The organism is Alicyclobacillus sp. SO9 (assembly GCF_016406125.1).
GTDB lineage: Bacteria > Bacillota > Bacilli > Alicyclobacillales > Alicyclobacillaceae > SO9.
This window is the reverse complement of record NZ_CP066339.1, coordinates 557674-579873: the sequence shown is the minus strand read 5'-3', so window position 1 is coordinate 579873 and position 22200 is coordinate 557674. Positions and strand designations below refer to the sequence as shown.

The following is a 22200-nucleotide window of genomic DNA, read 5'->3' as shown; positions in this document are numbered from 1 at the left end:
AACGTCTAATCAAAAAAGGGAGTTCTGTCGTGAGCCATGCCGCCAGCCATGTCGTGAGCCATAGCGATACGTGCGTCATTATTCAAGCCAGAAACGCTGAAGGTACCATCTTACATGTCTTGTCCCAAATAGTCCGGTCACACGTCGGATGTTGCATTGTCGTTGCCAACGGGTGTCGTGACAAAACGACATTATTGGCGTCTTCTTTTTTTAAGCGCTTCCCTGGAATCGGCAGAGTGGTTGCGTTTTCTGAGCCATTGGGCCCTGATGTTGGAAAGGCTGTAGGAACTTACGCTGCACTGCGGCATCCCGCATTCTCCGCCGGGTGGTTCACCTATGTAGATTCTGATTGGAAGGGAGGTTTCGGACCTGATCTGGATTCGTTTTTAAGTGAAGCAAAACATAAACAGGCCGACGTCTTGTTTATCGGCCGCAAAGAAACGTTCGAGCATTCGCGTTTTAACAGACGAGAAGACGTCTGGCTTTGGGAACAAGCTCTCTCTGAACAAAAGGAACTTCAGGGGATGTCTGTGTCCGAATCACCTGTCGCCGTTAACAAACGGGTATTCACCTTCATAGCCCCTTATTGGCTGTACCATCCAGGGTTGTTTGCCGCAAGGTGTCTACAGCAAAAACCACCACTGCGCTTGGAAGTATCCAGAGCTTGGAGCCCGCAGTTTTCCGGAAACCCGACAAAAAGCGCTTCTCATCAGAGAAAGATGCTGGATACGTTAGTAGGCGATGCGGTGGAAGGCCTTGCCGTTCTCACCGGGCAGCCAACTGGGCGGCGATGGAGAGGCAAGGAACACATTGGTTACCATCAGGATCGCAGAGTGGACTTGCTTAGGGAGTACATGGAGAGCTTCCAGCTTCCACTATAACCCTCTATAGGCTGCTTGCTTGAGCTGCTTGCTTGAGCTGCTAACTTTTGGTATAACGGTCTGCCACCTTCGAGGCGCAAAACGAATCAGGCTTTATCATAGCCTCGTACCCGCTGGCAGTTATCCAGGATACAATTTCCCGAATCATCTGCTTTGTTGCACCGCGTTCGCCAATATCCAAGTGAACTTGAATGGGTCTTGTTTCACCCCGCTCCTGAAACTCCTCGGACAACATTCCGCCTAGTTGCAACGAGTAAGCTGCTTCCGTAAACATCCGTTGCCGCAAAGAAAAGAGATGGTTCTCCCGGTCCTTGTGAATGTAGTACCTGGCTCCCTTTCCAACACGATGCGAAATAATGGCCGATACAAAGGTGACGCTGCGTCCGCTTTCCTTGGGCTGTGAATCAGTACCAATCATCAAGCGAAAATCGTCACTAGGTTTGTTGCGAATGTCCAAAAGAATATCCTCGACAACTTCTGTCAAACTCATAGCGCCTTTGGTTGGGCTCAAAAAAGACCACATCATTGGTGTCCCTCCGTTTAGGAAAGCATGTCCGAATGTCTCTGACCCAGATGCCGTTGTGACTGTTGTGAATATTCTACGTTGCTACAACAGTATATGCCAGATTCGTCTTCTGTGAAAGAAAGGGGCTGTTTCAAGAGCAAAGGGACGGCACCTTCATCATGGCAGCTGCAAATACCAAAATAGCGATCCGCGGACCAGCCTCATGATGAGGGTTTCGAGTGGCAGCGAGGCCCGGTCGATCAACGGGATCGAACGAAAGAATTAGTGGTAAACTGCCATGAATCAACTGAAATTGAAGTTACACCCTAATGATGGAGTGAATTTGGCAGCCGCTGCGACGGACACAGTCGATGCGGGTGTCTGCGCCGTTGCTTAGTGATCCCGTTGATCCTTATCTCGATATCCGCCACAGGATAGTGATCGATTCGATCACTATCACCAACAGGCCCTCCGAAATAGTGATCCCTTTGCTCCTTATCACCCGCGCTCCACTCTACCTCTCCCCAGAATAGTGCCCTTTTATGACACTAATGCTACGAGCAAGGTGGCATTAAGGATCATTGGGATCACAATGGCATCGTCCCTCCGACAATAGGGATCTTTCGAGGCACTAATTGCCCGCCCAGCCACCGCAGGCAATGCGTTCGAACGAAAGAAACGAGCGGTAAACTGCCATTAATCAACTGAAATTGAAGTTGCACCCTAATGATGGAGTGAATTTGGCAGCCGCTGCGACGGACACGGGGGTGTGGGGGGGTGCGCCATTGCTTAGTGATCCCGTTGATCCTTATCTCGAGACCCGCCACATGATAGTGATCGATTCGATCACTATCACCAGCAGGCCCTCCGAAATAGTGATCCCTTTGCTCCTTAACACCCACGCTCCACTCTACCTCTCCCGACCTTAGTGCCCTTTTATGACACTAAGGCTTCGGGCAAGGTGGCATTAAGGATCCTTGGGATCACAATGGCATGGCCTCTCCGACAATAGGGATCTTTCGAGGCACTAATTGCCCGCCCAGGCACCGCAGGCAATGCGTTCGAACGAAAAAAACGAGCGGTAAACTGCCATTAATCAACTGAAATTGAAGTTGCACCCTAATCATGGAATGAATTTGGCAGCTGCTGCGACGGACACGGGGGTGGGGGGGTGTCTGCGCCGTTGCTTAGTGATCCCGTTGATCCTTATCTCGATATCCGCCACATGATAGTGAACGATTCGATCACTATCACCAGCAGGCCCTCCGAAATAGTGATCCCTTTGCTCCTTAACAGCAGCGCTCCACTCTGCCTCTCCCGACATTAGTGCCCTTTTATGACACTAAGGCTTCGGGCAAGGTGGCATTAGGGATCCTTGGGATCACAATGGCATCGCCCCTCCGACAATAGGGATCTTTCGAGGCACTAACCAGCCTCACCAGCCTCACCAGCCTCACCAGCCTCACCAGCCTCACCAGCCTCACCAGCCTCACCAGCCTCACCAGCCTCACCAGCCTCACCAGCCACCTCAGGCAGCGAGGCCCCGGCACAGCCCCCGGCAGCCCCCAGGAAGCTCACTTAGCCGGATATCTCAGGTAAGCCGGGTGCAGCAATTGGGTTAGAGTCACAGCATTTCGTGGAAGAAATTAGACAAGTGTACAAACTCGTCCAAGGTAAGCGTCTCCCCTCTGCGGCTCTTGTCAATGTTGGCTTCATCGAGCGCCAAAGCAACCTGTGCCTTTGGCAAAACAAGTCCGTTGCTTAATGCGTTGTACAGTGTCTTTCTCCTAGTCGCAAAAGCTGCTCGTACGACTTTGCGAAACGTTTTTACACTTTGCAATCGTACAGGCAGTGACGGATAGCACCGTAGTCGCACAACCGTGGAGTCTACTCCGGGAGGCGGGAGAAATGAACCGGGGTGGACCTGCATGACTGTGTCGACTTTCGCTCGCAACTGGACAGCGACAGTCAGTGCCCCATAGTCTTTCGTGCCTGGAGACGCAGTGAGCCGATTCGCGACCTCCTTTTGAACCATAACCACAATGGTGTCCACGGGTACCTCAGATTCCAAGATTTGAAACAGGATTGGAGTCGTGACATAGTAGGGGAGATTGGCGACAACGACAACCCGTTGGCAAGTCTGGAAGTGTTTCCACAACTCATTCATGTCTACATCGAGTATGTCGGAAAAAATCACTTGCACATTGTCAAACTGCGACAGGGAATCCTTCAGTACAGGCTCGAGCGCTGTGTCTTTTTCCACAGCGACGACCTGTTTAGCTGTTTCTGCCAATTCCCGGGTGACAACACCTGCACCGGGTCCAACCTCCAGAACTCCATCGTTTTGAGTGATTTCCGCAGCATCGAGAATACGGTTCAACACGTTTGTATCGATAAGAAAGTTTTGCCCCAGTGATTTCTTTAACTGAAATCCGTGAGTTGTCAGAAGTTCCTTCAGAGACTTGGTTGGAGACTTATCCTTGCGTTGTGTCACGATTAAGAAGACTCCTCCGTCTGTTTCAGATGATTCAAAGCCCGATCCCATTCCTCACGGGTGACCCGAAGCGCATTTAGCTTCCTCAGAAAACTTTTCCCGTTTCCACTGCCAATCCCGAGGATATCACCGACATGTTCACGCCTTGAGGCGGCAGAACTTCCCCCAATCAATCCAGCCTCCGTTAAGTCTTGTACCGTAAAAAGGGGGCGTACAGAAACCGATGCCTCAGAAATCAATTTTTCAGAAACCGATTCCTCAGCACCTCGTGCGTTTTCAAGGACCTCCCGAATAACATCGAGACGAGCGTGCTCCACGCCAATTTTATTTTTCCCCTCACGACGTCCCGAAGCTTGGTGCTTGGGGATAAACGCATGTCTCGCAGTGGGGACCGCGCGGCGAATGCGTTCTCTAATGCGTTCGCCTGGCCCGTCGGGATCGGTGAGAACAATCACACCTCGCACGGCGGCAGCTCGCTTCAGTTCGTTGAGGAAGCGATTGGCAACGCGATCGCCGCCAATAACCCAAACATCTGCCTCTACCGCACGCCGCACGGCCTGCGCGTCGTGAATCCCTTCCACTACAACCACTTCCTGCATCTTCACGGGCTTCGACTGTGTCATTTACTTCACGCCAAACAACTGTGCCGCATTGGCTGCAGTGGTATTGCTCAAGTCTTCCAGAGAGACTCCATGCAGTTCGGCAAGCTTCTCGGCAACTAACCGTACCTGCGCGGGCTCATTGCGCTTTCCCCTGTGCGGATGTGGGGACAAATATGGAGAGTCCGTCTCCACCAGAAGCCTGTCCAAAGGGACTTGTGCTGCTGTAGCTTGCACATTTTTCGCATTCTTGAAGGTCACCGGGCCTCCAAAGGAAATATAGAAGCCAAAGTTCATACACCGTCGTGCCGTTTCTATACTACCTGTAAAACAATGCATGACCCCTCGCAGACGTCCGTCAGAAGCTTCCTCTTCCAAAATCCGGACCGTGTCATCCGTAGCCTCTCGATTGTGGATGATGACAGGAAGGTTCACTTTCTTTGCCAACCGCAGCTGCCGTCGAAACACATCCATTTGAACGTCCCTTGGTGCTACATCCCAATGATAGTCCAACCCAATTTCTCCCACAGCCACGACTTTTTCTTCCTGGGTCAACTCTTCAATACGTTGAAACTCCTCTTCCTTTATGTCTTCCAACGACTCCGGGTGCAATCCCGCAGCAGCGTAGACTCCGTCAAATCGTTCGGCTAGCCTGATTGCCATAGATGCTGATTTTGCGTCTACTGCGGGGACTACAAAGCGAGTGACACCTGCATCCGCTGCTCGCTTCATCACGGCATCCAAGTCTTCTTGAAATTGCTCGTCAAACAGGTGGCAATGGCTGTCGAACAACATTACTTGACCACCGCCCCGTTTGGCATGGTGTCCGGCACTGTGGCAAGCTTCAAGGAATCACCTTGGGATGCAGCCAAGATCATTCCGTTGGACTCCACACCGCGAAGTTTAACTGGCTTCAAGTTTGTCACCACAATGACTTTCTCGCCGACCAATTCTTCAGGTGTATAGTGTTTCGCAATACCGGAGACGATTTGTCTCACTTCCGTTCCCAAGTCGACCTCGAGACGCAGCAACTTGTCTGCACCCTTGACTTTGTCACAGACCTTCACCTGACCAACCTTTAGCTCAACAGCATCAAATGCGTCAATGCCAATTTGAGCTTTCCCTGGTACGTCACTCTCCTGTTTTTCGTTCTTTATATCGGAGCCATCCTTGTTCTGTTGTTTTGCTCCGTCTATCTGTGCTCCGTCTATCTTTGTTCTGTCTATCTGTGCTCCCTCCATCCCTGTTCCGTCCATCTTTGTTTCGTCCATCTTTGTTCCTTCCTTTCCATTACCCGCATTTTGTGCCAAGAGCTGAATCTCCTCTGCGACATCTAGTCTTGGAAACAACGGATTGGCTTTGTCGATGTCTCTTCCTGCACCCAAGATGCCAAATTCATGAAGCGTATCCCAAGTCAGTTCCGTATCGGCGAAATGAAATTGTTTTGCAATCTTCTCTGCTGTCTGTGGAATAAACGGTGTCGTAAGAATCGACGACACCCGTATCATCTCAACCATCACATGGAGCACAGTTCCGAGCCTTTCTGTATCTCCTGCTTTGTTGAGCGCCCACGGCTGCGTTTCGTCAATATACTTATTAACGCGCCGTACCAATTGCCAAACGCTCGTCAACGCTTGTGAGAACTGCAACGCATCCATACTCTTTTCAGTATTGGAAATGGTCTGCTGTTCCAGTTCCATGAGTTCCTCTTCAAATTTCGTCAGCACACCGGCTTTCGGCAAAACCCCGCCGGCAAACTTATGCACCATAGCCGCGGTTCTGTGGACTAAATTGCCGAAGTCATTGGCCAAGTCGTAGTTAAGTCGTTCCATAAATGCATCTGGCGTAAACACTCCGTCTTGCCCAAATGGAATCTCTCGCAATAGAAAGTAGCGGACGGCGTCTGAGCCATATCGCTGGACCAGCACCTTCGGGTCAATTACATTACCCTTGGACTTACTCATTTTCCCGTCCTTCATTAAGAGAAAACCATGGCCGTATACCTGCTTTGGCAAGGGCAAACCCAAAGCCATCAAGATAATTGGCCAGTAAATCGTATGGAACCGAACAATTTCTTTGCCAACAAAATGGACATCCGCAGGCCAGTAACGTTGGAACTGCTGCTGCAGTTCCTGATTCTCTGACCCATATCCTATGGCTGTAATGTAATTTGTCAGAGCGTCCAACCAAACGTAGACCACGTGTTTTGGATTTCGCGTGACCTGTATTCCCCAGTCAAATGAAGTTCTTGAAACACACAAGTCCTGTAGACCTGGCTTAATAAAGTTATTTATCATCTCGTTTTTCCGCGACTCAGGTTGAATAAACTGTGGATTTTGCTCGTAGAACTCGAGCAGCCTGTCGACATATTTACTCATACGGAAGAAGTAGCTCTGCTCCGTTAACCACTGGACCTCCCGGCCGCAGTCCGGACATTTTCCATCCGCCAATTCGCGTTCAGACCAAAAGGATTCACACGGTGTACAGTACCATCCTTCGTAGTCCGCCAGATAAATATCGTCCTGCTCAATCAAGCGCTCGAAGATTGCAGCAACTTGCTCAGTGTGCCGTGACTCCGTTGTCCGAATAAAGTCGTTGTAGGAAATGTCGAGTTTCTCCCACAAATCCTGAATCCAGGCAATAATTTCGTCCAGATACTGCAGAGGAGGTTGCCCGGCCTCTTCTGCACGCTTCTGGATTTTCTGGCCGTGCTCATCGGTCCCGGTTAGAAACATGACGTCATAGCCCCGCTGCCGTTTATAGCGAGCCAACGCGTCCGCCGCTACGGTTGTGTAAGCGTGGCCAATATGAAGCTTATCGTTGGGATAGTAAATGGGCGTGGTGATGTAAAAGGTGGATTTGGCTGTCATTGTGCTACCTCCCTAGTTTGTTCCTGTTCCTGTTCCTGCTCCTGCTCCTGCTCCTGCTCTATAGTACAAGCGAATCGTTAAACAAAACAAAAAACTCGCCCCTCAATTGGGGCGAGTTGTTGCTCGCGGTACCACCCAACTTCACAGACAACCTCTGTCGCGGTTACCCTAGAGTACTCTCAGAAATAGAGCCCAGCGAAAGAAGTTGCATGCCTCAGCGTCAGACGCACAGGTCCAACGGTCATTTGCTAACGGAAATCACCCGTACCGGCCTTATACGCATTCAAGAGATAATTCGTACTCGACCAGTAAATCTCCGGAACCATACTCCCTGGTTTCCCTCACTGGCTTTCACCGTCCCAGTTCGCTGTGCAGTTCCCCCAGGTACCTTTCCTTCATCGACTTATATAAAATTGAGTTTTGTCATCCATATTATTAGGTGTTTGCCAACCGTCTGCGCGGTGCTGTCCTAAATTTCTGAGGTGTTTTGCAGACCGTCTGCATGATGCTCACGTGAATTTTGTGTTTCACACTATATCAAGCAGGATTTCGATTGTCAAATTATGAATTTTACTACTCACAACTGTGTTTGCTGTTGAATGGCTTCGTGAATGCGTCCGCCATCCACTGGGTTTGTGAATGTCGCAAAACTCGTCGTGTTAATTAATGTCAAAACTATGGAATTCTATGCAAACTCCTTGAAAAAATATAGAAATAGGGTATAGTAAAAGAAATTCAATAATTTGCATTTGATGATAGTCACTCCCTTATCATCCATTCGCGAATATTGAATAAATGCGGAAGTTCAAATCCGTATAACAAAAGAGTAAAAAACTTACAGAGACAGGAGTGCGGTATGCAGTGAAGTCAACGGGTATTGTACGAAAGGTCGATGAACTGGGTCGCGTGGTCATTCCCATCGAGCTCAGAAGAACCCTTGGAATTGGCGAAAAAGACGCTTTAGAGATTTATGTGGACGGAGATCGCATCATTCTTAAGAAGTATGAGCCGGCTTGTATTTTTTGCGGTCAAGCTGACGAAATCATTCACTTCAAGGGAAAGAATGTCTGTCCGTCCTGCATTGCAGAAATGAATTCGTAATCACACAACACAGAGCTGCAAATTCGGAACTGGTAGTCTTTGACTACGGGTTCCGAATTTTTTATTGTCAATTGCCTCACTTACGCAGTGTTGCCTGATACAGTTGCCTCTTCTTAATTCCAAACTGTGCAGCAACCTGCTCTACAGCTTGCTTGTGACGCATTCCTTTTTCCACTCGTTCTTCCACAATTGCTACGGCCTCTTGCCATACAGCATCTGACTCTTCCTTTTTTGCCTCTTCATTTTCCTGCGTCTCAATATCACTAGGGGGACCCACAACAATCACATACTCACCCCTCGGCGCATGCGTCAAAAGAAAGTCTTTTACTTCACTGGCAGTGCCTCGAGCAAACGTTTCGTATTTTTTCGTCAGTTCTTTTGCAAGAACAAGTTGCCTATGCGCGAACAATAGGTCCAAGTCAGCAACGGTTTTAGCCAGTCTATGAGGAGATTCATAAATTACCAGTGTGGCATCAAGTGACTGGTATTGCTCCAGTAGTTTTCGTCTGTCACCTTGTCCCTTTGGCAGAAAACCAATAAATAGAAACGGCTGCGGACGCAACCCGCTGCTAATCAAAGCAGCGATTGACGCACTCGCCCCCGGAACTGGAATAACCGGAATGCCCATATCGATGGCTGCTCGAACGGCGCCAAAACCGGGATCGGAGACACCTGGTGTACCAGCATCAGAAACCAGTGCAACCTTTTTCCCCTCTGCCCACCAGTGTTCCAATTCCTGTTCTTTAGATTTTTCATTATGTAAATGGTAACTCGTCAACAACCGAGGGTGAATTTCGAAGTGAGTTAAAAGCTTGCGCGTCTGTCTCGTATCTTCTGCCGCAATCACATCTGCGTCGCGTAAGACCTGCAGCAAACGCAGTGAAACATCTTGCAGATTTCCGATTGGAGTGCTGCACACGTATAAACACGCTGCCGATTCATCAAGAAAACTCTCCTGTATTTGCATGTTGTTCGTCCTCGCTCGCTATGCATCCTCTGTCTTTTGCAGAAACGACAGACAAAACAGGCATTCACCTTCTGTACGCAGGCTTCCATACTTCACATTGCAAATGTGGAAACCTTCCTGATAAATTTCGTACAGATTGTCAATTCCCGATCCCGCTGAAGTCAACGGATCTGCTGTTGAAGACACCTTTCTCCAGCGCTCATTCTCTTGCTGCAAACGCTGATTTTCTTCAATGAGATCCTGAATTTTCTGCTTGAGAGTGCCCAGTTCTATATATAATTCCCCAATTCGCTCTTCCAGGTTAGCGACCTGTACAAAAAGAGACTGCTTTTCCATGGTGGCAAACTCCCTAATTCATGCTGAGACCGATGCCTTTGCAGACAAGGGTCTCAGCTTGCTTTTTTCGTTCAGGTGGCCTGTTTACGCCAAAGGAGAAGCTAAATGACGGTTCCCTCTTCTTGATAGACATCATTCTCAAATTTCAAACAGCACATGAGCCGTCCGCACAACCCGGAAATCTTTGTCGGATTAAGCGACAAGCTCTGGTCCTTGGCCATTCGTATGGAAACAGGTTCAAATTCCCCCATCCAAGTACTGCAGCAAAGCAGTCGACCGCACGGGCCGATGCCTCCAAGAAGTTTTGCTTCGTCTCGTACACCAATTTGCCGCAGTTCAATCCGGACACGAAAGACAGCAGCCAAGTCCTTTACAAGCTCCCGGAAATCAACGCGCCCGTCGGCAGTAAAGTAGAATATCAATTTACTCTTATCAAAGGTGTACTCAGCGTCAACAGACTTCATTTCAAGCCCGTGAGCTTCAATCTTCTCCTTGAAAACCGTTATCGCGTTTTTTGCCTTTTGTTGATTGTCCCGAACAACATCTCTGTCCTTGGCTGACGCAATCCGAATCACTTGTTTCAGCGGCAGGACAACATCGCTTTCCTCCACAGATTCAATCGGGACGACTACTGAACCAAACTCAATCCCGCGCGCAGTCTCGACAATGACATCGTCGTTTCTCGCTATCGGTAAATCGCCGGGATCGAAGTAGTATATTTTACCCGCTGTCTTAAAACGCACACCGACGACATTCAACATAATCTATAAGACCCCCCGCAGCCGAATACATAACTGCTCTATATTCAGATTGGCAGCAACGTGAGCCTGTAAACGAGTCTTCGCATCCGTGACCAGTTCCACCGCCCTCGCAAACTGCTGTGCAGAAGCCAGTTTAGCTTGGGTTTCCAGCTCTTTCTCATAGGCTGAAAAAACGAAAAGACGGTTTGCGCCGACTCGAAAATGCATTACATCACGCAACCACTGTAACACTGTATCTAAAACGTCCGGCAAATCATTTGACGACGCAATGTCCATCAGGGACGCCGCCAGAACCAGTGCAGGTTCCTGTTGGCGCAACCACCTGTGTGTCCATTTTATCACCGGCTCCTGAAAACTGACAAACTTTGTTTCTGCGTCGGACTCTGCAGAGCCTTTGTGTACCGTTTCCGGCTCGTGTAAATTGTCGCTTTCAGGGCCTGCGGGTTGCCCAAGCGGTTCTGTCAAATAAGAAAACAACCGTGATTTGACGGTAGGCAAAATTCTCCCCGGATTTGCAGATGTTAAAATTGCCCGAACCGGTGAAGCAGGTTCTTCCAGTGTCTTTAGCAACCGATTGGCGGCAACGGGCGTTGCCGTGTCTATCCCAGTCAGAACGTAGATTCTTTCTCCCCCGTGATGGGCCCTGACTTTCATCTGCGATTGAAGTTCTTCGATTTGACCAGTCTTGATAGAGCCTGATTCTGCCCCGTCTATCAGTAAGAAATCTGGGTGACTCCCAGCTTCGAACTGCCGGCAGGACTCACACTTGCCGCATGGCGCATCTTCACCGGAACACAGAAATAATTTACCTAAATATTCAGCTAATTTCCTTGTGTTTTGGTGTAGACCCGTGAGCAACAAAGCGTGCGGTGCACGATACGTTTCAATCAAACGGTACAGGGCCTCCAATTCATCATTCTGTATTGGCCAATTTGAAAAGGAAGCAAGCTGTTTCATATTGTAACTCCTTTGGCTGGAACAATCTTAAACACAGCTGTTTCTGCGGCAGACTCTCGCTTGCAAAGACTCAGTACTGGACAAACTGCTCGATGTCAATCACAAAGACCGTAGCACCGCCGACTTGTACAGAAACCGGATATGGTACATAGGACTCAAGTTGACTTCCCATGGGTGACATTGGTGTTACGATTTGTTCCCTTGACCTGCAGCTGGAGCGAATTGTCTCCAATACTTCATCCATATTCTCTTCCGGGGTACCAATGAGGAACGTTGTATTACCTGCGTGCAGGAAACCGCCTGTACTTGCCAATTTGGTTGCTCTGATGCCGGTTTTGACAAGGTTTTGAGCTAGTTTGGGACTATCCTTGTCTTGAACTACTGCCACAACAAGCTTCATGCTAAAATCCCTCCTTTAAATAATCTTGTTGACAGGCAACCGTTTCTCCACATGATGCCAAATCTCCTCCTCCAAGTCATCTGGGTGATTGGATGCATCGAGTACGACAATCCTGTCCGGTTCCAGTTTGGCCAAACGGAGGAATTCGTCCCGCACACGATGAAAATATGCATTATCTCGTTGCTCAATTCTATCAAGGGGCTGCCCGATGCGGGAATTTTCAACGCGCTCGCGACTGGTTGCGACTGTCACGTCAAACAAAAACGTGATGTCCGCCCGCAAACCGCCAGTGGCAAACTGATTTATTGCTGCGACGCCCTGCTCCCCGAGTTCCAGTCCCTGACCCTGATATGCCAGGCTGGCGTCAACGTACCTGTCACAAATGACATCTTTACCGGCAGTTAAAGCTGGCTCAATAACTTGTGCCACTAACTGCGCGCGCGAAGCGGCGTACAAGAGTGCTTCCGTTTTCGGTGCCACCGCCTCAGCCTCCGAATTTAAAAGAATGTGACGGAGACTGTCGCCTACGGGCGTTCCTCCCGGCTCCCGCGTGGAAACCATGGTTCTCCCCGCGGCTTCAAGACGTGCCTTGAGTCTGCCAATTTGCGTGCTCTTACCTGCTCCATCCAGTCCTTCAAATGTGATGAACATGTATCTCTCCCGCCTTTGTCTGTATCATACCATGTTCCAAAGTCTCACCCTAATAATGTGCTGCGGCAACACCCTTGCAAGTGCCTCTCATCACGTTTCGGGCAGTTGCAACCGGTTCTAAGTAAAAAGGTGATGAAGTGTTTCACCTGAGGCTTCAGCTTTCGGCCATGACCTCAATCTCGCCGCTGGCCGAGATGCCCTGGATCTTCTCTCCCGAGGCAAACCATCTGGACAGAACTTCAACTGCAGCTTGACTTAGTTCCTGACCCGGATAAACCAGCGGTACTCCAGGCGGGTACGGCACAATCGGGGCAGCCGAGACGGTGCCAACACTCCGCTCTAATAAAACAAGACGGCCGTGGTTTCGGTCGGCATCTCGGGGTCTGATGGCAAAAGTTCTTGGAGCGGCTGCAGCCAGTGCGTTCAAGTCTGCAATCCCTTGATGTCTTTTATCTCTTCTGGACTGAGGCAGAAAATCACGTTTCAAGTGCCAATCGTGCACAATCCTCGTGTACTCCGACAGAACCCTTTCTTCTATATCCAGTCCTAACACGGACAGCACTCCAGTCCCGTCAGCGTACTCTACAAAGATGCCGTGCTTCGCAAGCATGTCTTGCAACAGACGGCTGCCCTCTCGGTCAGCGGGTATCCAGTGCTTTAGTCCGTCTCGCGTTACCGGTTTTACTTCCAATCCTGTCCATCCTCCCGCCGGCTCCTCAAGCAACCCGTATTTTCGCAACCGCCAAACTGTTCGTTCAGCTGCTGCACGACCTTCACTTCGCAGCCAGGCCTGGGCTGCATCCAAGGATGCCAACAGCAAGTACGAAGGACTGGACGTCTGAAAGCTGTTTAAGACAGCCGCAAACCGCCTGCGGCTGACTCTGTTCCCTTGTATATGTATCCATGCTGTCTGAGTGAGTGCGGGCAGCATTTTATGTGTACTCTGTACCACAATGTCAGCGCCTAAAGCGATGCTGTGTAGAGGAAATTCCGGTACCAGCCCAAAATGAGCTCCGTGGGCTTCATCAACAATCAGCGGCAAACCAAAATCATGAACAGCATTTGCAATGGCTGCGACGTCTGCAGTATCACCCTGATAGGTAGGAGAAGTCAAGAACACCGCTTTAATGTTGTGATGCTGGCGAAGCTTCTCGCGCACCTCAACTGCGTCAGGAGCGCTCTGGCGGCCTTCATCCGAATAATGAAACGGCAGACACAATGCATCAGCGCCGCTGTGTACAAGACCGTTCCAGGCGCTCAGGTGAAACGGATTGACAAATAGAACAGTGTCTCCAGGCTGCAGCACCGTAACAAGGGCTGCCATAATACCGGCACTAGAGCCGTTTACTGTATAGAAACACCGGTCTGAGCCGTAGTGGGATGCTGCTAGCTTCTCCGATTCGAGAATACACTCCTCCGGGGCCATCAAGTTGTCCAAGCCGGGCAGCTCAGTTAAGTCCAGTTTTGCAGCATGGCCCATCCACGTTGCAAAAGCAGCGGGCAAGACCGCCCCCTGTCGGTGACCTGGGACATGAAGATTGCCCCTTGCAACTTGCACATGCCTTTGCAAAGCTTCCAAAATGGGCATCTGTCCAAACACGGATGGACCTCCTCAACAGAACCTCTCGTTCAGACTTATTCAGGCTCTATGATACAATGTGATATTATTTCCGGAAACGTATTTGTGCAAGTCCTTTACGTACATGCACGAGCATGCACAGAACAAAATCAGGGAGGTTATCAACATGGCCATTATGCAAACAACAGGTCTGAGTCTCATTCTTCGAGTCAAGATCCAGAGCAATGCTGGTTTTAGTCAAGTTGCCACAGCCATTGGAGAGGCTGGCGGTGACATCATTGCTGTTGACGTCATTCACGTGACAAAAGACCACGTAATTCGCGACATCACCGTAAATGTACATAACGAGGACCATCGTGAGCACGTAGTCGAATCACTGCGGCAAAGGACCGGTATTGAAGTCATTAACGTTTCCGACAGAACGTTTCTCGTTCACCTTGGCGGAAAGATTGAAATGCAATCCAAGATTCCCGTCAAAAACCGCGACGACCTGTCCCGCGTTTATACACCTGGTGTCGCTAGAGTCTGCACAGCTATTCAAGAAGACCCCAGCAAAGCCTACCAGCTGACCATCAAGAGAAATACGGTTGCTGTCGTCACAGACGGAACGGCTGTCCTTGGTCTCGGTGACATTGGTCCTGACGCAGCACTGCCTGTCATGGAAGGAAAGGCAATGCTGTTTAAGCAGTTTGCCAACGTAGATGCATTTCCTATTTGCCTTAACACAAAGGACCCTGACGAAATTGTCAACATCGTAAAATCCATTTCCTCAAGCTTCGGCGGAATCAATCTGGAAGACATTTCATCTCCCCGCTGCTTTGAGATTGAAAATCGTTTGCGACAAGAAATGGAGGTACCCGTTTTTCACGACGATCAACATGGTACTGCAGTCGTTCTTTTAGCTGGACTCATAAATGCCTGTAAAATTACAGAAAAGAAAATGAAAGACCTGCGTGTTGTCGTCGTTGGAATCGGTGCTGCCGGTGTAGCTTGTACGAAAATGATTCAGGCTGCAGGTGTACAAAACGTAATTGGCGTAGATAGAGAAGGCATTATTGTGCCGGGTCGCTCCTACGACAACCCCATGTGGCAGTGGTATGCGGAAAACACCAATCCAGAAGCCAGGAAAGGTGACTTAAACACTGCGATTGAGGGAGCTGATGTGTTTATCGGGGTTTCGGGTCCGGGCGTTTTGACGGTTGACCACCTGAAGAAAATGGCCAAAGACCCAATTGTTTTTGCCATGGCGAACCCAACGCCGGAAATTGCCCCAGAGGAAGCAGAACCCTACGTCCGAATTATGGCTACGGGCCGATCCGATTATCCCAACCAAATTAACAACGTGCTCTGTTTCCCAGGCATATTCCGCGGCGCATTAGACGCCCGCGCAAGCGACATTAACGAAGAAATGAAACTGGCAGCGGCAAACGCCATTGCAGACAGTGTTGGAGAAAATCAGTTGAACGAACAGTACATTGTCCCCAGCGTATTCAACAAGGATGTAGTAAAAGCGGTGAGCCAAGCAGTCACAGAAGCCGCATATCGGTCCGGCGTTGCACGACGCCAAGCCAATGTCTAGTATCTTTTCGTAAGTTTTGTTGCAAAGCGCACTATTGCTGCAAAAAGTACTCTGCTGTTGCAATGTCTGAAAGGTTTCAAGCGCAAACAAAAAGGGCTGTGATGCAAGCTGTATCAGCTTCTAGCAGCCCTTTTGGCGCTTCATGAGCAACTATTCATGATTAACTCCGTGCCTGTCTTGCCGTCCTTCGATGCAAAACCCATTCATCAGTTCTCTACTTCGGGAGAAAGTACGCGTCCCAGATTCGGCGTAATCTCAGTACATAGTTTTGATAACTCGGTTCACTCGTATCTGTGTGCACCATCTCCCGCTCACATTCATAGCAGATGAACTGCCCGCATACGCGAATCCCTTGCTCCTTAGGCTGTTCACACACGATGCACCGTTCTCCATGGGTTTCGTTATTCGCCACGCACGTTCACCAACCTTGTTGTGATCCCGATACACTGCGCCCCAATAACAACTCGCTGCTCAGAAATCACTAGTCATTGATACAGACGAAAGCCACTTAAAAATCCCTCTACTAATCAAGTATGGGTGCTGCATGTAACTTCTATACCTACCAAATCTGAAATACTCCAACCAGAAACAACAGTAGACCTGCAATGTAAGTAGCCCGCTTCCCAAATACGCGAGACGCGTAGTGTTCACCGATATACGCGCTCAGTTCCAATAAGCCGGCGCTGGCAAGAGCAACAGCCGCTGCAGTCCAGATCACACCGATATGGACGATACCTGCATCAAAGCCGCCAGCTAAAGCATTGAGAGAAAGGGCAACGCCTAACACCAGCGCTTCTTTGAAACTGATGCTGCTGGATTTGTCAAAGTCTGCGTAAACGGGATCGCGTAAAATTTGCGTCACGACATTGGCATTCTCCTTCTCTTGTGTCCTTTGTTCACGCCAGGGCTCTAACAGTACCCAGATACCAACCAGCATCATGACTATCGCACCGAGAATTTTTGCGAAGCTTCCTGGCACATAGCGTGTCAAAGCAGAGCCTGTAACACCGGCTATGTATGTCGTCAAGCCCGAAATTGAGCTGATGGTCAGGTTCGCCCACCAGGAAAAGTGTATCTTCCGTACTCCATAGGCTATCCCGACACCCGCGTTGTCAAGGTTCGACGCAATGGCAATTGCAAGAACCGTCAATACTCCCGACATACGCCGAACACCTCCCGGTCGTCGTATTAACCTATGACAACAGGCTTGTCGCTGTTTCATCCTTCTCGTCACCTGATTTCATGCTGCATGTGCTATAATGCAGTTGCTTTTTTTAATCGGGAGGTGTGTGCTACGCACAAACCCAGTCTGACCCGCGGCGCAACCGCGATGGTAGCGTCCATGTTTATTACAAAGGTACTCGGCCTCGTTTACGTCATACCTTTGACATATTTGATACATAAAGACGGCTTAGGATTGTACTCCAGCGCTTACGCACTGTATTCGTTGCTGTTGACCGTGTCGATTGCAGGATTCCCCACGGCAATGGCGCGCACTATTTCAGAACGGCTTGCACTCAATCGGTACGGAGATGTCGAACAGTTGTTCCGGCTCACATCTCGGCTGATGATAGGCCTCGGCGCAGTTAGCTTTTTGCTGATGTGGTTTGGAGCTCCTCTGTACAGCAGGCTGATTGGCTTAAAGGCGTCCGGCGCATCCTTACAGTCTGTGACGCTGTCGGTGCGGGCGGTGGCGCCGAGTCTGTTGATTATTCCTGTCATGAGTTCGTTGCGAGGCTATTTGCAAGGATTTCAGCGGATGGAGCCGTCAGGACTGTCTCAGGCCGTTGAGCAGTTGTTTCGCGTGGTGGCTATCGTTCTTGGTGCCTATCTGGTAGTGAAGGTATTTGCCCCTGGAAATATCGCAGTTGGCGCAGCTGCTGCGACGTTCGGAAGCTTCGTTGGTGGAGCCGCAGCACTATGGCTGCTGATTCTGGCTGTGCAGAAATTAAAAAAGGACCTCGGCAACAGAAGGTTTGCAACACCCACCGAGTCCTCGTCCAAGGCCATCAAGACACTCTGGAAATATGCTGTGCCGGTCTCCATGGGTGCTCTGGTCCTGCCTGTTTCAATCCAAGTAGACGCATTGACCATCCCCAACCTCCTGTCGGTATTGAAGCACCTCAGTTGGTCCAATGCTTTGGGACAGTACGGAATTTATTCTCGACAAGCGGTGCAACTGGTGAGCATTCCAATGGCATTTGTGGTCGCTATCGGATCTTCCATTATGCCGGCCATCGCGCACGCCCAGACCCGCAGAGACCTGAAAACAATCAACCATCAGATGCGCCGGACGCTTCGTACAGCATTTTTTCTCCTGTTTCCCATTGCTGCGGTCCTGCTGCTTTTAGCAAAACCGATTGATATGGCACTGTTTGACCAGCAGAGCGGCGTAAATGCCATTGCCAGTGTATCGGTCATGAGCATCTTCAGCGGATTTGAAATGATAACCACCTATATGCTCCAAGGCGTTGGGAAAATGTACAGACCCGTACGCAACATGTTTATCGGCCTGGCTGTAAAGCTGGTTTTCAATTTTATCCTCATTGGGCCGTTGGGCATTGTCGGGGCAGCCATGGCGTCAACACTGGGTTATCTGGTATCATCAACCCTCAACATCATGGCAGTGAAGAAGTATGCAGAACTGCAGTTCTCTGTTTGGAACCAAGTCTTGCCGTCACTGGTTGCGACTGTGCTGACGGGAATTTTGACAGAAGTGCTGTATGCGTTCTCTCTCGTACTGTGGCACCCTGTGACAAATGCTCATGCAATGATATGGGCTTGGATTCAGTTGTTGTTCATTCTGTTCCTGAGTGGTCTTTTCTACCTCTTCATTAGCATGCGCTCACACGCGGTGACAGCGGCAGAACTGAAATCACTGCCTGGGGTAGGCACGAGGCTGGCACGTCTGGCAGAACGCATCCAACCCCATCAATTTTAAAAAATATTTGCTTAGGCAAAACCGTAACGAAAAGCTTAGGGGAAAATCCACAGTTGGAGTGCTATCAGCGCTAGGACTCCAGGGATCCCCAGCAAACCAGCGGTAAGAGCAGTCAGCGGATTAAACGGTAAATGGTAGTGAAAGTATTGACCAATCCAATCCACAGCGATAACAAATAGACAGCCCATCACAGCAGTCCTGAAGAGCCTCAGCAGAATTTGCTTCGGATGCCGCATGAGTTGTGCCAGTAGAAATAATCCTATTAAGCCGAGTCCAATCCAAACATACACAGATACGTCTGCAGGAATCTTCACAGCTTGTCCCTCCCCCGCCTCTGTCCGTCACCGCCTACGCACCCTTTACAGATTGGAGGGCGCGTAGGGATCCGTTTGATGCCAATACCATCTTAGTCCCTCAATCGTAATGTGCTGTTCTCGTGCCGTCCTAATGAGTGTTTGAAATCGTTTCTCTTCAGCAATCCATCTGTAGATAATCTCGTCAATCGCATTGGGGTCTGTTGCTTCATTGAATTGCATCCGCGCGCATTCAATAGCGTGTTTGGATTCCGTCAACCGCGACAACAAAGGCTGCAGTCCATCGTTCCTGGTTTCTCCCAAAACAAATGCGCCCCCTTGTCTGTAACTACTAAAACATAGACAAGTAAGGCGCAAAATATGACTGTTCATATAGAAAAGTTGAATAAATGCAACTGAAAGTTATAGATTTCGGCGTCCTTCCAGAGCCTTGGCCAGCGTCACTTCATCTGCATACTCCAAATCTCCTCCGACAGGCAGCCCGTGAGCCAACCTCGAAATGCGAATAGAGAACGGTTTCAGCAACTTCGAGATGTACATTGCCGTTGCCTCTCCCTCAACATTGGGATTGGTCGCAATAATGATTTCTTCGACTTCCGTGTCTGCTACTCTTTGCACCAGTTCACGAATTCTAATATCGTTCGGCCCGATTCCTTCCATCGGAGAAATCGAACCGTGCAACACGTGATATTTTCCAGAATACTCGTGCGTTCGCTCCATTGCGGCCACGTCACGGCTCTCCTGTACGACACACAAAGCACTGTCCAATCTGCTTCTATCAGCACAAATAGGACATGGGTCAATGTCAGTAATATTGCAACAAATACTGCACTCCACCAATTGGGTCTTGACGTCGTGAAGTGCAGTGGCAAACTCGTCCACACTGGATTTTTCCATCTTTAACACGTGATATGCCAGGCGGGAAGCCGTTTTCGGACCAATACTTGGAAGCTTCATAAACTGCTCTATGAGCCTGGATATCGGCTCCGGATATCCCATCATATTAGAACAAGCCCGGCATGTTCATGCCCTTGGTGTATTTTCCAAGTTCTGTGCTGGTCATCTCATCAACCTGATTCATGGCATCTTGAAAGGAAGCTACAATTAAATCTTGGAGCATCTCGATGTCTTCCGGATCGACAACTTCCTTACTGATAGATACACCAATAAGTTTCTTGTCACCCGTCATAGTAGTTTTTACAGCACCGCCGCCGGCTGTACCTTCGACAGTCTTCTCCGCCAATTCGGCTTGAGCTCGTGCAATATCCTCCTGCATTTTCTTGGCTTGCTTCATAATTTGATTCATGTTTTTCATGTAATTATCACTCTCCGTCAATAATTTCAACCAAGTCTTTCCCGAAAACCCGAACCGCTTTCTCAGCAAGGTCTGACTCTGTAGCCAAAGCAGCACTTGGTTCAGGCTCTGTCGGTGTCTGAAATTTTTCCCAGTCCTCTTTTAACAGGGCAAGCATTTGAAGTGAAATGCCCGCTGCTTGGGCAAAGGCCTGTTCGATGACCGTACGCTCGTCTGGTTTCATGACTGCATCACGGTGAAACCGGCTGCTAAACACAACCACAACTGCATTTTTTGTGGCTAAAACAGGCTGTCCGTTCATCAGCCAGGCATGGGTTTGAATTCGCTCATCTTTTACCCGTTGGAGAATTTGCTGCCACTCTGATTGTACTCGTTCGAGTACCTCGTTGTCTGCTTCAGTTGCAAGTTTTCTCAGAACTTCCTGCTTCCTTGATTCGGAAGTGCGTCCATTCTTTTTCGCAGCGGGCTTCGCCAACGTTGTCGCGCTCGGCTCTGGTGCAAGTGCTGCCTCGCGGCCTTGACGTCCAGACGGCCCTGTGGCCCCTGCGGGTTCATCCGGTTCCCGCGAATCATTGGCATCTGAGCGCGTACTCGCTGACGCCTTGTCTGCAGCTTTACCTGGTACCGTAACGCCTGATTCGGACTTTACTCCGCTTGCCTGATGTGCCGAATGGAGACGCTCCTCAGTATCTTCATCTCGTGGTACCAATGCCAGTAAGGCAGCCTCCAAAGCAAGCCTGGGGTCATCTACATACCGCAGACCGGTGTATGTCTCCCCAAGTTTCTTGACGCCTTGCATTAACCACGGAACGCTCAGTTGCTGCGCTGCGTCCTGCAGCGAAGACAGTCGAAGATGACCTGGCAGACTATCCGAAGGAGACATTTTGATGATGACCAAATCGCGTAGAATCTGCAGCAGATCATGCACGATTCTTGTAGCGTCCTTGCCCCTTTCATACCAGTCCCCAAGCAAATTCAACACCTTAGCCATGTCACGTTGCCACATGGCTTGCAGCAATTGCACTAACAGAACGGACTCAACCCCTCCCATTACGTGCGCTGCATTCTCACTGCTGATGTCTCCCCCGCCAAACGCGGACGTCTGCTCCAACAGTCCAAGAGCATCACGCAACCCGCCGTCTGCTGCCTGAGCAATTTTCCACAGGGCTTCTTCGCTGCGCGTCCAGCCTTCAGTACTACACACAGTCTCCAGTCGTTCCACCATGAGTTCTGGTGCAATCCGACGAAAATCAAACCGCTGACAGCGAGAAATGATAGTCCCTGGGATTTTGTGAGGCTCAGTCGTTGCGAGAACAAACAGGGTGTGGTTGGGGGGTTCTTCCAGCGTCTTCAGGAGCGCATTAAACGCTTCCGTGGTCAACATATGAACCTCATCAACGATGTACACTTTGCGCGTCAGCCCAGTGGGCGCATACTGCACTTTTTCACGAAGCTGTCTGATTTCATCTACGCCGCGATTGGAGGCCGCATCAATTTCCTCTACATCCATCCCAGTCCCGTTTTGAACGGCTGTACAGGCTTCACACTCATTGCACGGCTCGCCTTCCAGGGGATTTAAACAATTCACGGCTTTCGCAAGAATTTTAGCCGCACTGGTTTTCCCGGTACCCCGCGGTCCGGCAAATAGATAGGCATGGGCAACCTGCCCGCGCTGCAGTGCGTTAACCAGTGTTTGTTTAACATGGGGTTGACCAATAAGGTCACGGAACGTCTGCGGCCGCCACATTCGATAAAGAGCTTGATATGACAGGGCGGACCCCTCCTTCACGAGGACACATAAGGTACGTGTCCGAAAAGACGGTAGCTTTTCGAACAGCCTCATAAAACCTGTCATAACAGTATCACAGCAATGCTGGCGACGACAAACGGCAGTTCTTTAACAATAAAATGACTTCCGCAAACGAGGGGGAATCTGTCCTGAAAGTGACC

The 22200-nt window shown here is 49.8% G+C and carries 22 protein-coding genes and 1 pseudogene; 4 read left to right on the top strand and 19 right to left on the bottom strand.

Annotated elements, in window-relative coordinates:
* Positions 1-29 precede the first annotated feature (29 nt).
* A complete protein-coding gene (locus GI364_RS02470; protein WP_198852149.1) occupies positions 30-881 on the top strand; it encodes a glycosyltransferase family protein in 852 nt (283 codons plus the stop codon).
* 40 nt (positions 882-921) lie between these two features.
* Here GI364_RS02470 and GI364_RS02465 read toward each other — a convergent pair whose 3' ends face one another.
* The 5 genes from GI364_RS02465 to metG all read right to left on the bottom strand — a co-directional run bounded on the left by GI364_RS02465 (position 922) and on the right by metG (position 7349).
* A complete protein-coding gene (locus GI364_RS02465; RefSeq protein ID WP_198852148.1) occupies positions 922-1407 on the bottom strand; it encodes a ribonuclease H-like YkuK family protein in 486 nt (161 codons plus the stop codon).
* A gap of 1603 nt (positions 1408-3010) precedes the next feature.
* Positions 3011-3880, bottom strand: a complete 870-nt coding sequence (gene rsmA / locus GI364_RS02460) for a 16S rRNA (adenine(1518)-N(6)/adenine(1519)-N(6))-dimethyltransferase RsmA (RefSeq protein WP_233095979.1) — start codon at positions 3878-3880, stop codon at positions 3011-3013.
* Between the two features lie 2 nt (positions 3881-3882).
* The gene (locus tag GI364_RS02455) at positions 3883-4503 is read right to left on the bottom strand and encodes a ribonuclease M5 (RefSeq protein ID WP_198852146.1); all 621 of its coding nucleotides are present in this window, start codon (positions 4501-4503) and stop codon (positions 3883-3885) included.
* Entirely contained in the window at positions 4504-5274 is a 771-nt protein-coding gene (locus GI364_RS02450) for a TatD family hydrolase (protein WP_198852145.1), read from the bottom strand.
* Entirely contained in the window at positions 5274-7349 is a 2076-nt protein-coding gene (gene metG, locus GI364_RS02445) for a methionine--tRNA ligase (protein ID WP_198852144.1), read from the bottom strand. Before metG ends, GI364_RS02450 begins: the two co-directional genes overlap by 1 nt.
* Before the next feature lie 861 nt (positions 7350-8210).
* On the opposite strand from metG, the gene GI364_RS02440 reads away from it, so the two are divergent.
* Positions 8211-8450, top strand: a complete 240-nt coding sequence (locus tag GI364_RS02440; protein WP_198852143.1) for an AbrB/MazE/SpoVT family DNA-binding domain-containing protein — start codon at positions 8211-8213, stop codon at positions 8448-8450.
* Positions 8451-8526: 76 nt separating this feature from the next.
* On the opposite strand, the gene rsmI is transcribed toward GI364_RS02440, so the two are convergent.
* From rsmI to GI364_RS02405, 7 genes and pseudogenes are all read right to left on the bottom strand, one after another.
* Positions 8527-9417 carry a 16S rRNA (cytidine(1402)-2'-O)-methyltransferase gene (gene rsmI / locus GI364_RS02435; protein ID WP_198852142.1) on the bottom strand — a complete coding sequence of 297 codons (891 nt, stop codon included), beginning with the start codon at positions 9415-9417 and terminating at the stop codon, positions 8527-8529.
* 18 nt (positions 9418-9435) lie between these two features.
* Positions 9436-9753 carry an initiation-control protein YabA gene (locus GI364_RS02430; protein WP_198852141.1) on the bottom strand — a complete coding sequence of 106 codons (318 nt, stop codon included), beginning with the start codon at positions 9751-9753 and terminating at the stop codon, positions 9436-9438.
* Positions 9754-9875: 122 nt separating this feature from the next.
* Positions 9876-10514 (bottom strand): annotated as a pseudogene (locus GI364_RS02425) (stage 0 sporulation family protein); the annotation flags it as partial.
* Between the two features lie 3 nt (positions 10515-10517).
* Entirely contained in the window at positions 10518-11471 is a 954-nt protein-coding gene (locus GI364_RS02420) for a DNA polymerase III subunit (protein ID WP_198852139.1), read from the bottom strand.
* 70 nt (positions 11472-11541) lie between these two features.
* On the bottom strand, positions 11542-11871 hold the full coding sequence (locus GI364_RS02415; RefSeq protein WP_198852138.1) for a cyclic-di-AMP receptor: 330 nt from the start codon (positions 11869-11871) through the stop codon (positions 11542-11544).
* 15 nt (positions 11872-11886) lie between these two features.
* Positions 11887-12522 carry a dTMP kinase gene (tmk, locus tag GI364_RS02410; protein WP_198852137.1) on the bottom strand — a complete coding sequence of 212 codons (636 nt, stop codon included), beginning with the start codon at positions 12520-12522 and terminating at the stop codon, positions 11887-11889.
* A gap of 154 nt (positions 12523-12676) precedes the next feature.
* On the bottom strand, positions 12677-14122 hold the full coding sequence (locus GI364_RS02405; RefSeq protein WP_198852136.1) for an aminotransferase class I/II-fold pyridoxal phosphate-dependent enzyme: 1446 nt from the start codon (positions 14120-14122) through the stop codon (positions 12677-12679).
* A 154-nt stretch (positions 14123-14276) separates the two neighbouring features.
* Between GI364_RS02405 and GI364_RS02400 the strand changes: the two genes are divergently transcribed.
* Positions 14277-15680 carry an NAD-dependent malic enzyme gene (locus tag GI364_RS02400; RefSeq protein WP_370541848.1) on the top strand — a complete coding sequence of 468 codons (1404 nt, stop codon included), beginning with the start codon at positions 14277-14279 and terminating at the stop codon, positions 15678-15680.
* Between the two features lie 214 nt (positions 15681-15894).
* Here the strand turns inward: GI364_RS02400 and GI364_RS02395 are convergent, their stop codons facing one another.
* The gene (locus GI364_RS02395) at positions 15895-16056 is read right to left on the bottom strand and encodes a sigma factor G inhibitor Gin (RefSeq protein WP_370541847.1); all 162 of its coding nucleotides are present in this window, start codon (positions 16054-16056) and stop codon (positions 15895-15897) included.
* A 183-nt stretch (positions 16057-16239) separates the two neighbouring features.
* On the bottom strand, positions 16240-16842 hold the full coding sequence (gene ytaF / locus GI364_RS02390; protein ID WP_198852133.1) for a sporulation membrane protein YtaF: 603 nt from the start codon (positions 16840-16842) through the stop codon (positions 16240-16242).
* Between the two features lie 33 nt (positions 16843-16875).
* Here ytaF and GI364_RS02385 point away from each other — a divergent pair, with 33 nt between their 5' ends.
* On the top strand, positions 16876-18621 hold the full coding sequence (locus GI364_RS02385; protein WP_370541829.1) for a putative polysaccharide biosynthesis protein: 1746 nt from the start codon (positions 16876-16878) through the stop codon (positions 18619-18621).
* A 35-nt stretch (positions 18622-18656) separates the two neighbouring features.
* Here GI364_RS02385 and GI364_RS02380 read toward each other — a convergent pair whose 3' ends face one another.
* From GI364_RS02380 to dnaX, 5 genes are all read right to left on the bottom strand, one after another.
* On the bottom strand, positions 18657-18935 hold the full coding sequence (locus GI364_RS02380; protein WP_198852131.1) for a pro-sigmaK processing inhibitor BofA family protein: 279 nt from the start codon (positions 18933-18935) through the stop codon (positions 18657-18659).
* Between the two features lie 45 nt (positions 18936-18980).
* Positions 18981-19238 (bottom strand): DUF2508 family protein, encoded by a 258-nt coding sequence (locus tag GI364_RS02375; protein ID WP_198852130.1) that lies wholly within the window; start codon positions 19236-19238, stop codon positions 18981-18983.
* Between the two features lie 99 nt (positions 19239-19337).
* Complete coding sequence (gene recR, locus GI364_RS02370; RefSeq protein ID WP_198853819.1) at positions 19338-19934, bottom strand: recombination mediator RecR; 597 nt, start codon at positions 19932-19934, stop codon at positions 19338-19340.
* A 4-nt stretch (positions 19935-19938) separates the two neighbouring features.
* A complete protein-coding gene (locus GI364_RS02365; RefSeq protein ID WP_198852129.1) occupies positions 19939-20250 on the bottom strand; it encodes a YbaB/EbfC family nucleoid-associated protein in 312 nt (103 codons plus the stop codon).
* A gap of 7 nt (positions 20251-20257) precedes the next feature.
* Positions 20258-22105 carry a DNA polymerase III subunit gamma/tau gene (gene dnaX, locus GI364_RS02360; protein ID WP_233095978.1) on the bottom strand — a complete coding sequence of 616 codons (1848 nt, stop codon included), beginning with the start codon at positions 22103-22105 and terminating at the stop codon, positions 20258-20260.
* Between the last annotated feature and the right edge of the window lie 95 nt (positions 22106-22200).

Bases quoted from the DNA above. Each gene is read 5' to 3' on its own strand.
- GI364_RS02465 (WP_198852148.1), bottom strand. From the start codon at position 1,407: ATGATGTGGTCTTTTTTGAGCCCAACCAAAGGCGCTATGAGTTTGACA.
- GI364_RS02455 (WP_198852146.1), bottom strand. From the start codon at position 4,503: ATGACACAGTCGAAGCCCGTGAAGATGCAGGAAGTGGTTGTAGTGGAA.
- GI364_RS02450 (WP_198852145.1), bottom strand. From the start codon at position 5,274: ATGTTGTTCGACAGCCATTGCCACCTGTTTGACGAGCAATTTCAAGAA.
- metG (WP_198852144.1), bottom strand. From the start codon at position 7,349: ATGACAGCCAAATCCACCTTTTACATCACCACGCCCATTTACTATCCC.
- rsmI (WP_198852142.1), bottom strand. From the start codon at position 9,417: ATGCAAATACAGGAGAGTTTTCTTGATGAATCGGCAGCGTGTTTATAC.
- GI364_RS02430 (WP_198852141.1), bottom strand. From the start codon at position 9,753: ATGGAAAAGCAGTCTCTTTTTGTACAGGTCGCTAACCTGGAAGAGCGA.
- GI364_RS02420 (WP_198852139.1), bottom strand. From the start codon at position 11,471: ATGAAACAGCTTGCTTCCTTTTCAAATTGGCCAATACAGAATGATGAA.
- GI364_RS02415 (WP_198852138.1), bottom strand. From the start codon at position 11,871: ATGAAGCTTGTTGTGGCAGTAGTTCAAGACAAGGATAGTCCCAAACTA.
- tmk (WP_198852137.1), bottom strand. From the start codon at position 12,522: ATGTTCATCACATTTGAAGGACTGGATGGAGCAGGTAAGAGCACGCAA.
- GI364_RS02400 (WP_370541848.1), top strand. From the start codon at position 14,277: ATGCAAACAACAGGTCTGAGTCTCATTCTTCGAGTCAAGATCCAGAGC.
- ytaF (WP_198852133.1), bottom strand. From the start codon at position 16,842: ATGTCGGGAGTATTGACGGTTCTTGCAATTGCCATTGCGTCGAACCTT.
- GI364_RS02385 (WP_370541829.1), top strand. From the start codon at position 16,876: ATGACAACAGGCTTGTCGCTGTTTCATCCTTCTCGTCACCTGATTTCA.
- recR (WP_198853819.1), bottom strand. From the start codon at position 19,934: ATGGGATATCCGGAGCCGATATCCAGGCTCATAGAGCAGTTTATGAAG.
- GI364_RS02365 (WP_198852129.1), bottom strand. From the start codon at position 20,250: ATGAAAAACATGAATCAAATTATGAAGCAAGCCAAGAAAATGCAGGAG.
- dnaX (WP_233095978.1), bottom strand. From the start codon at position 22,105: ATGACAGGTTTTATGAGGCTGTTCGAAAAGCTACCGTCTTTTCGGACA.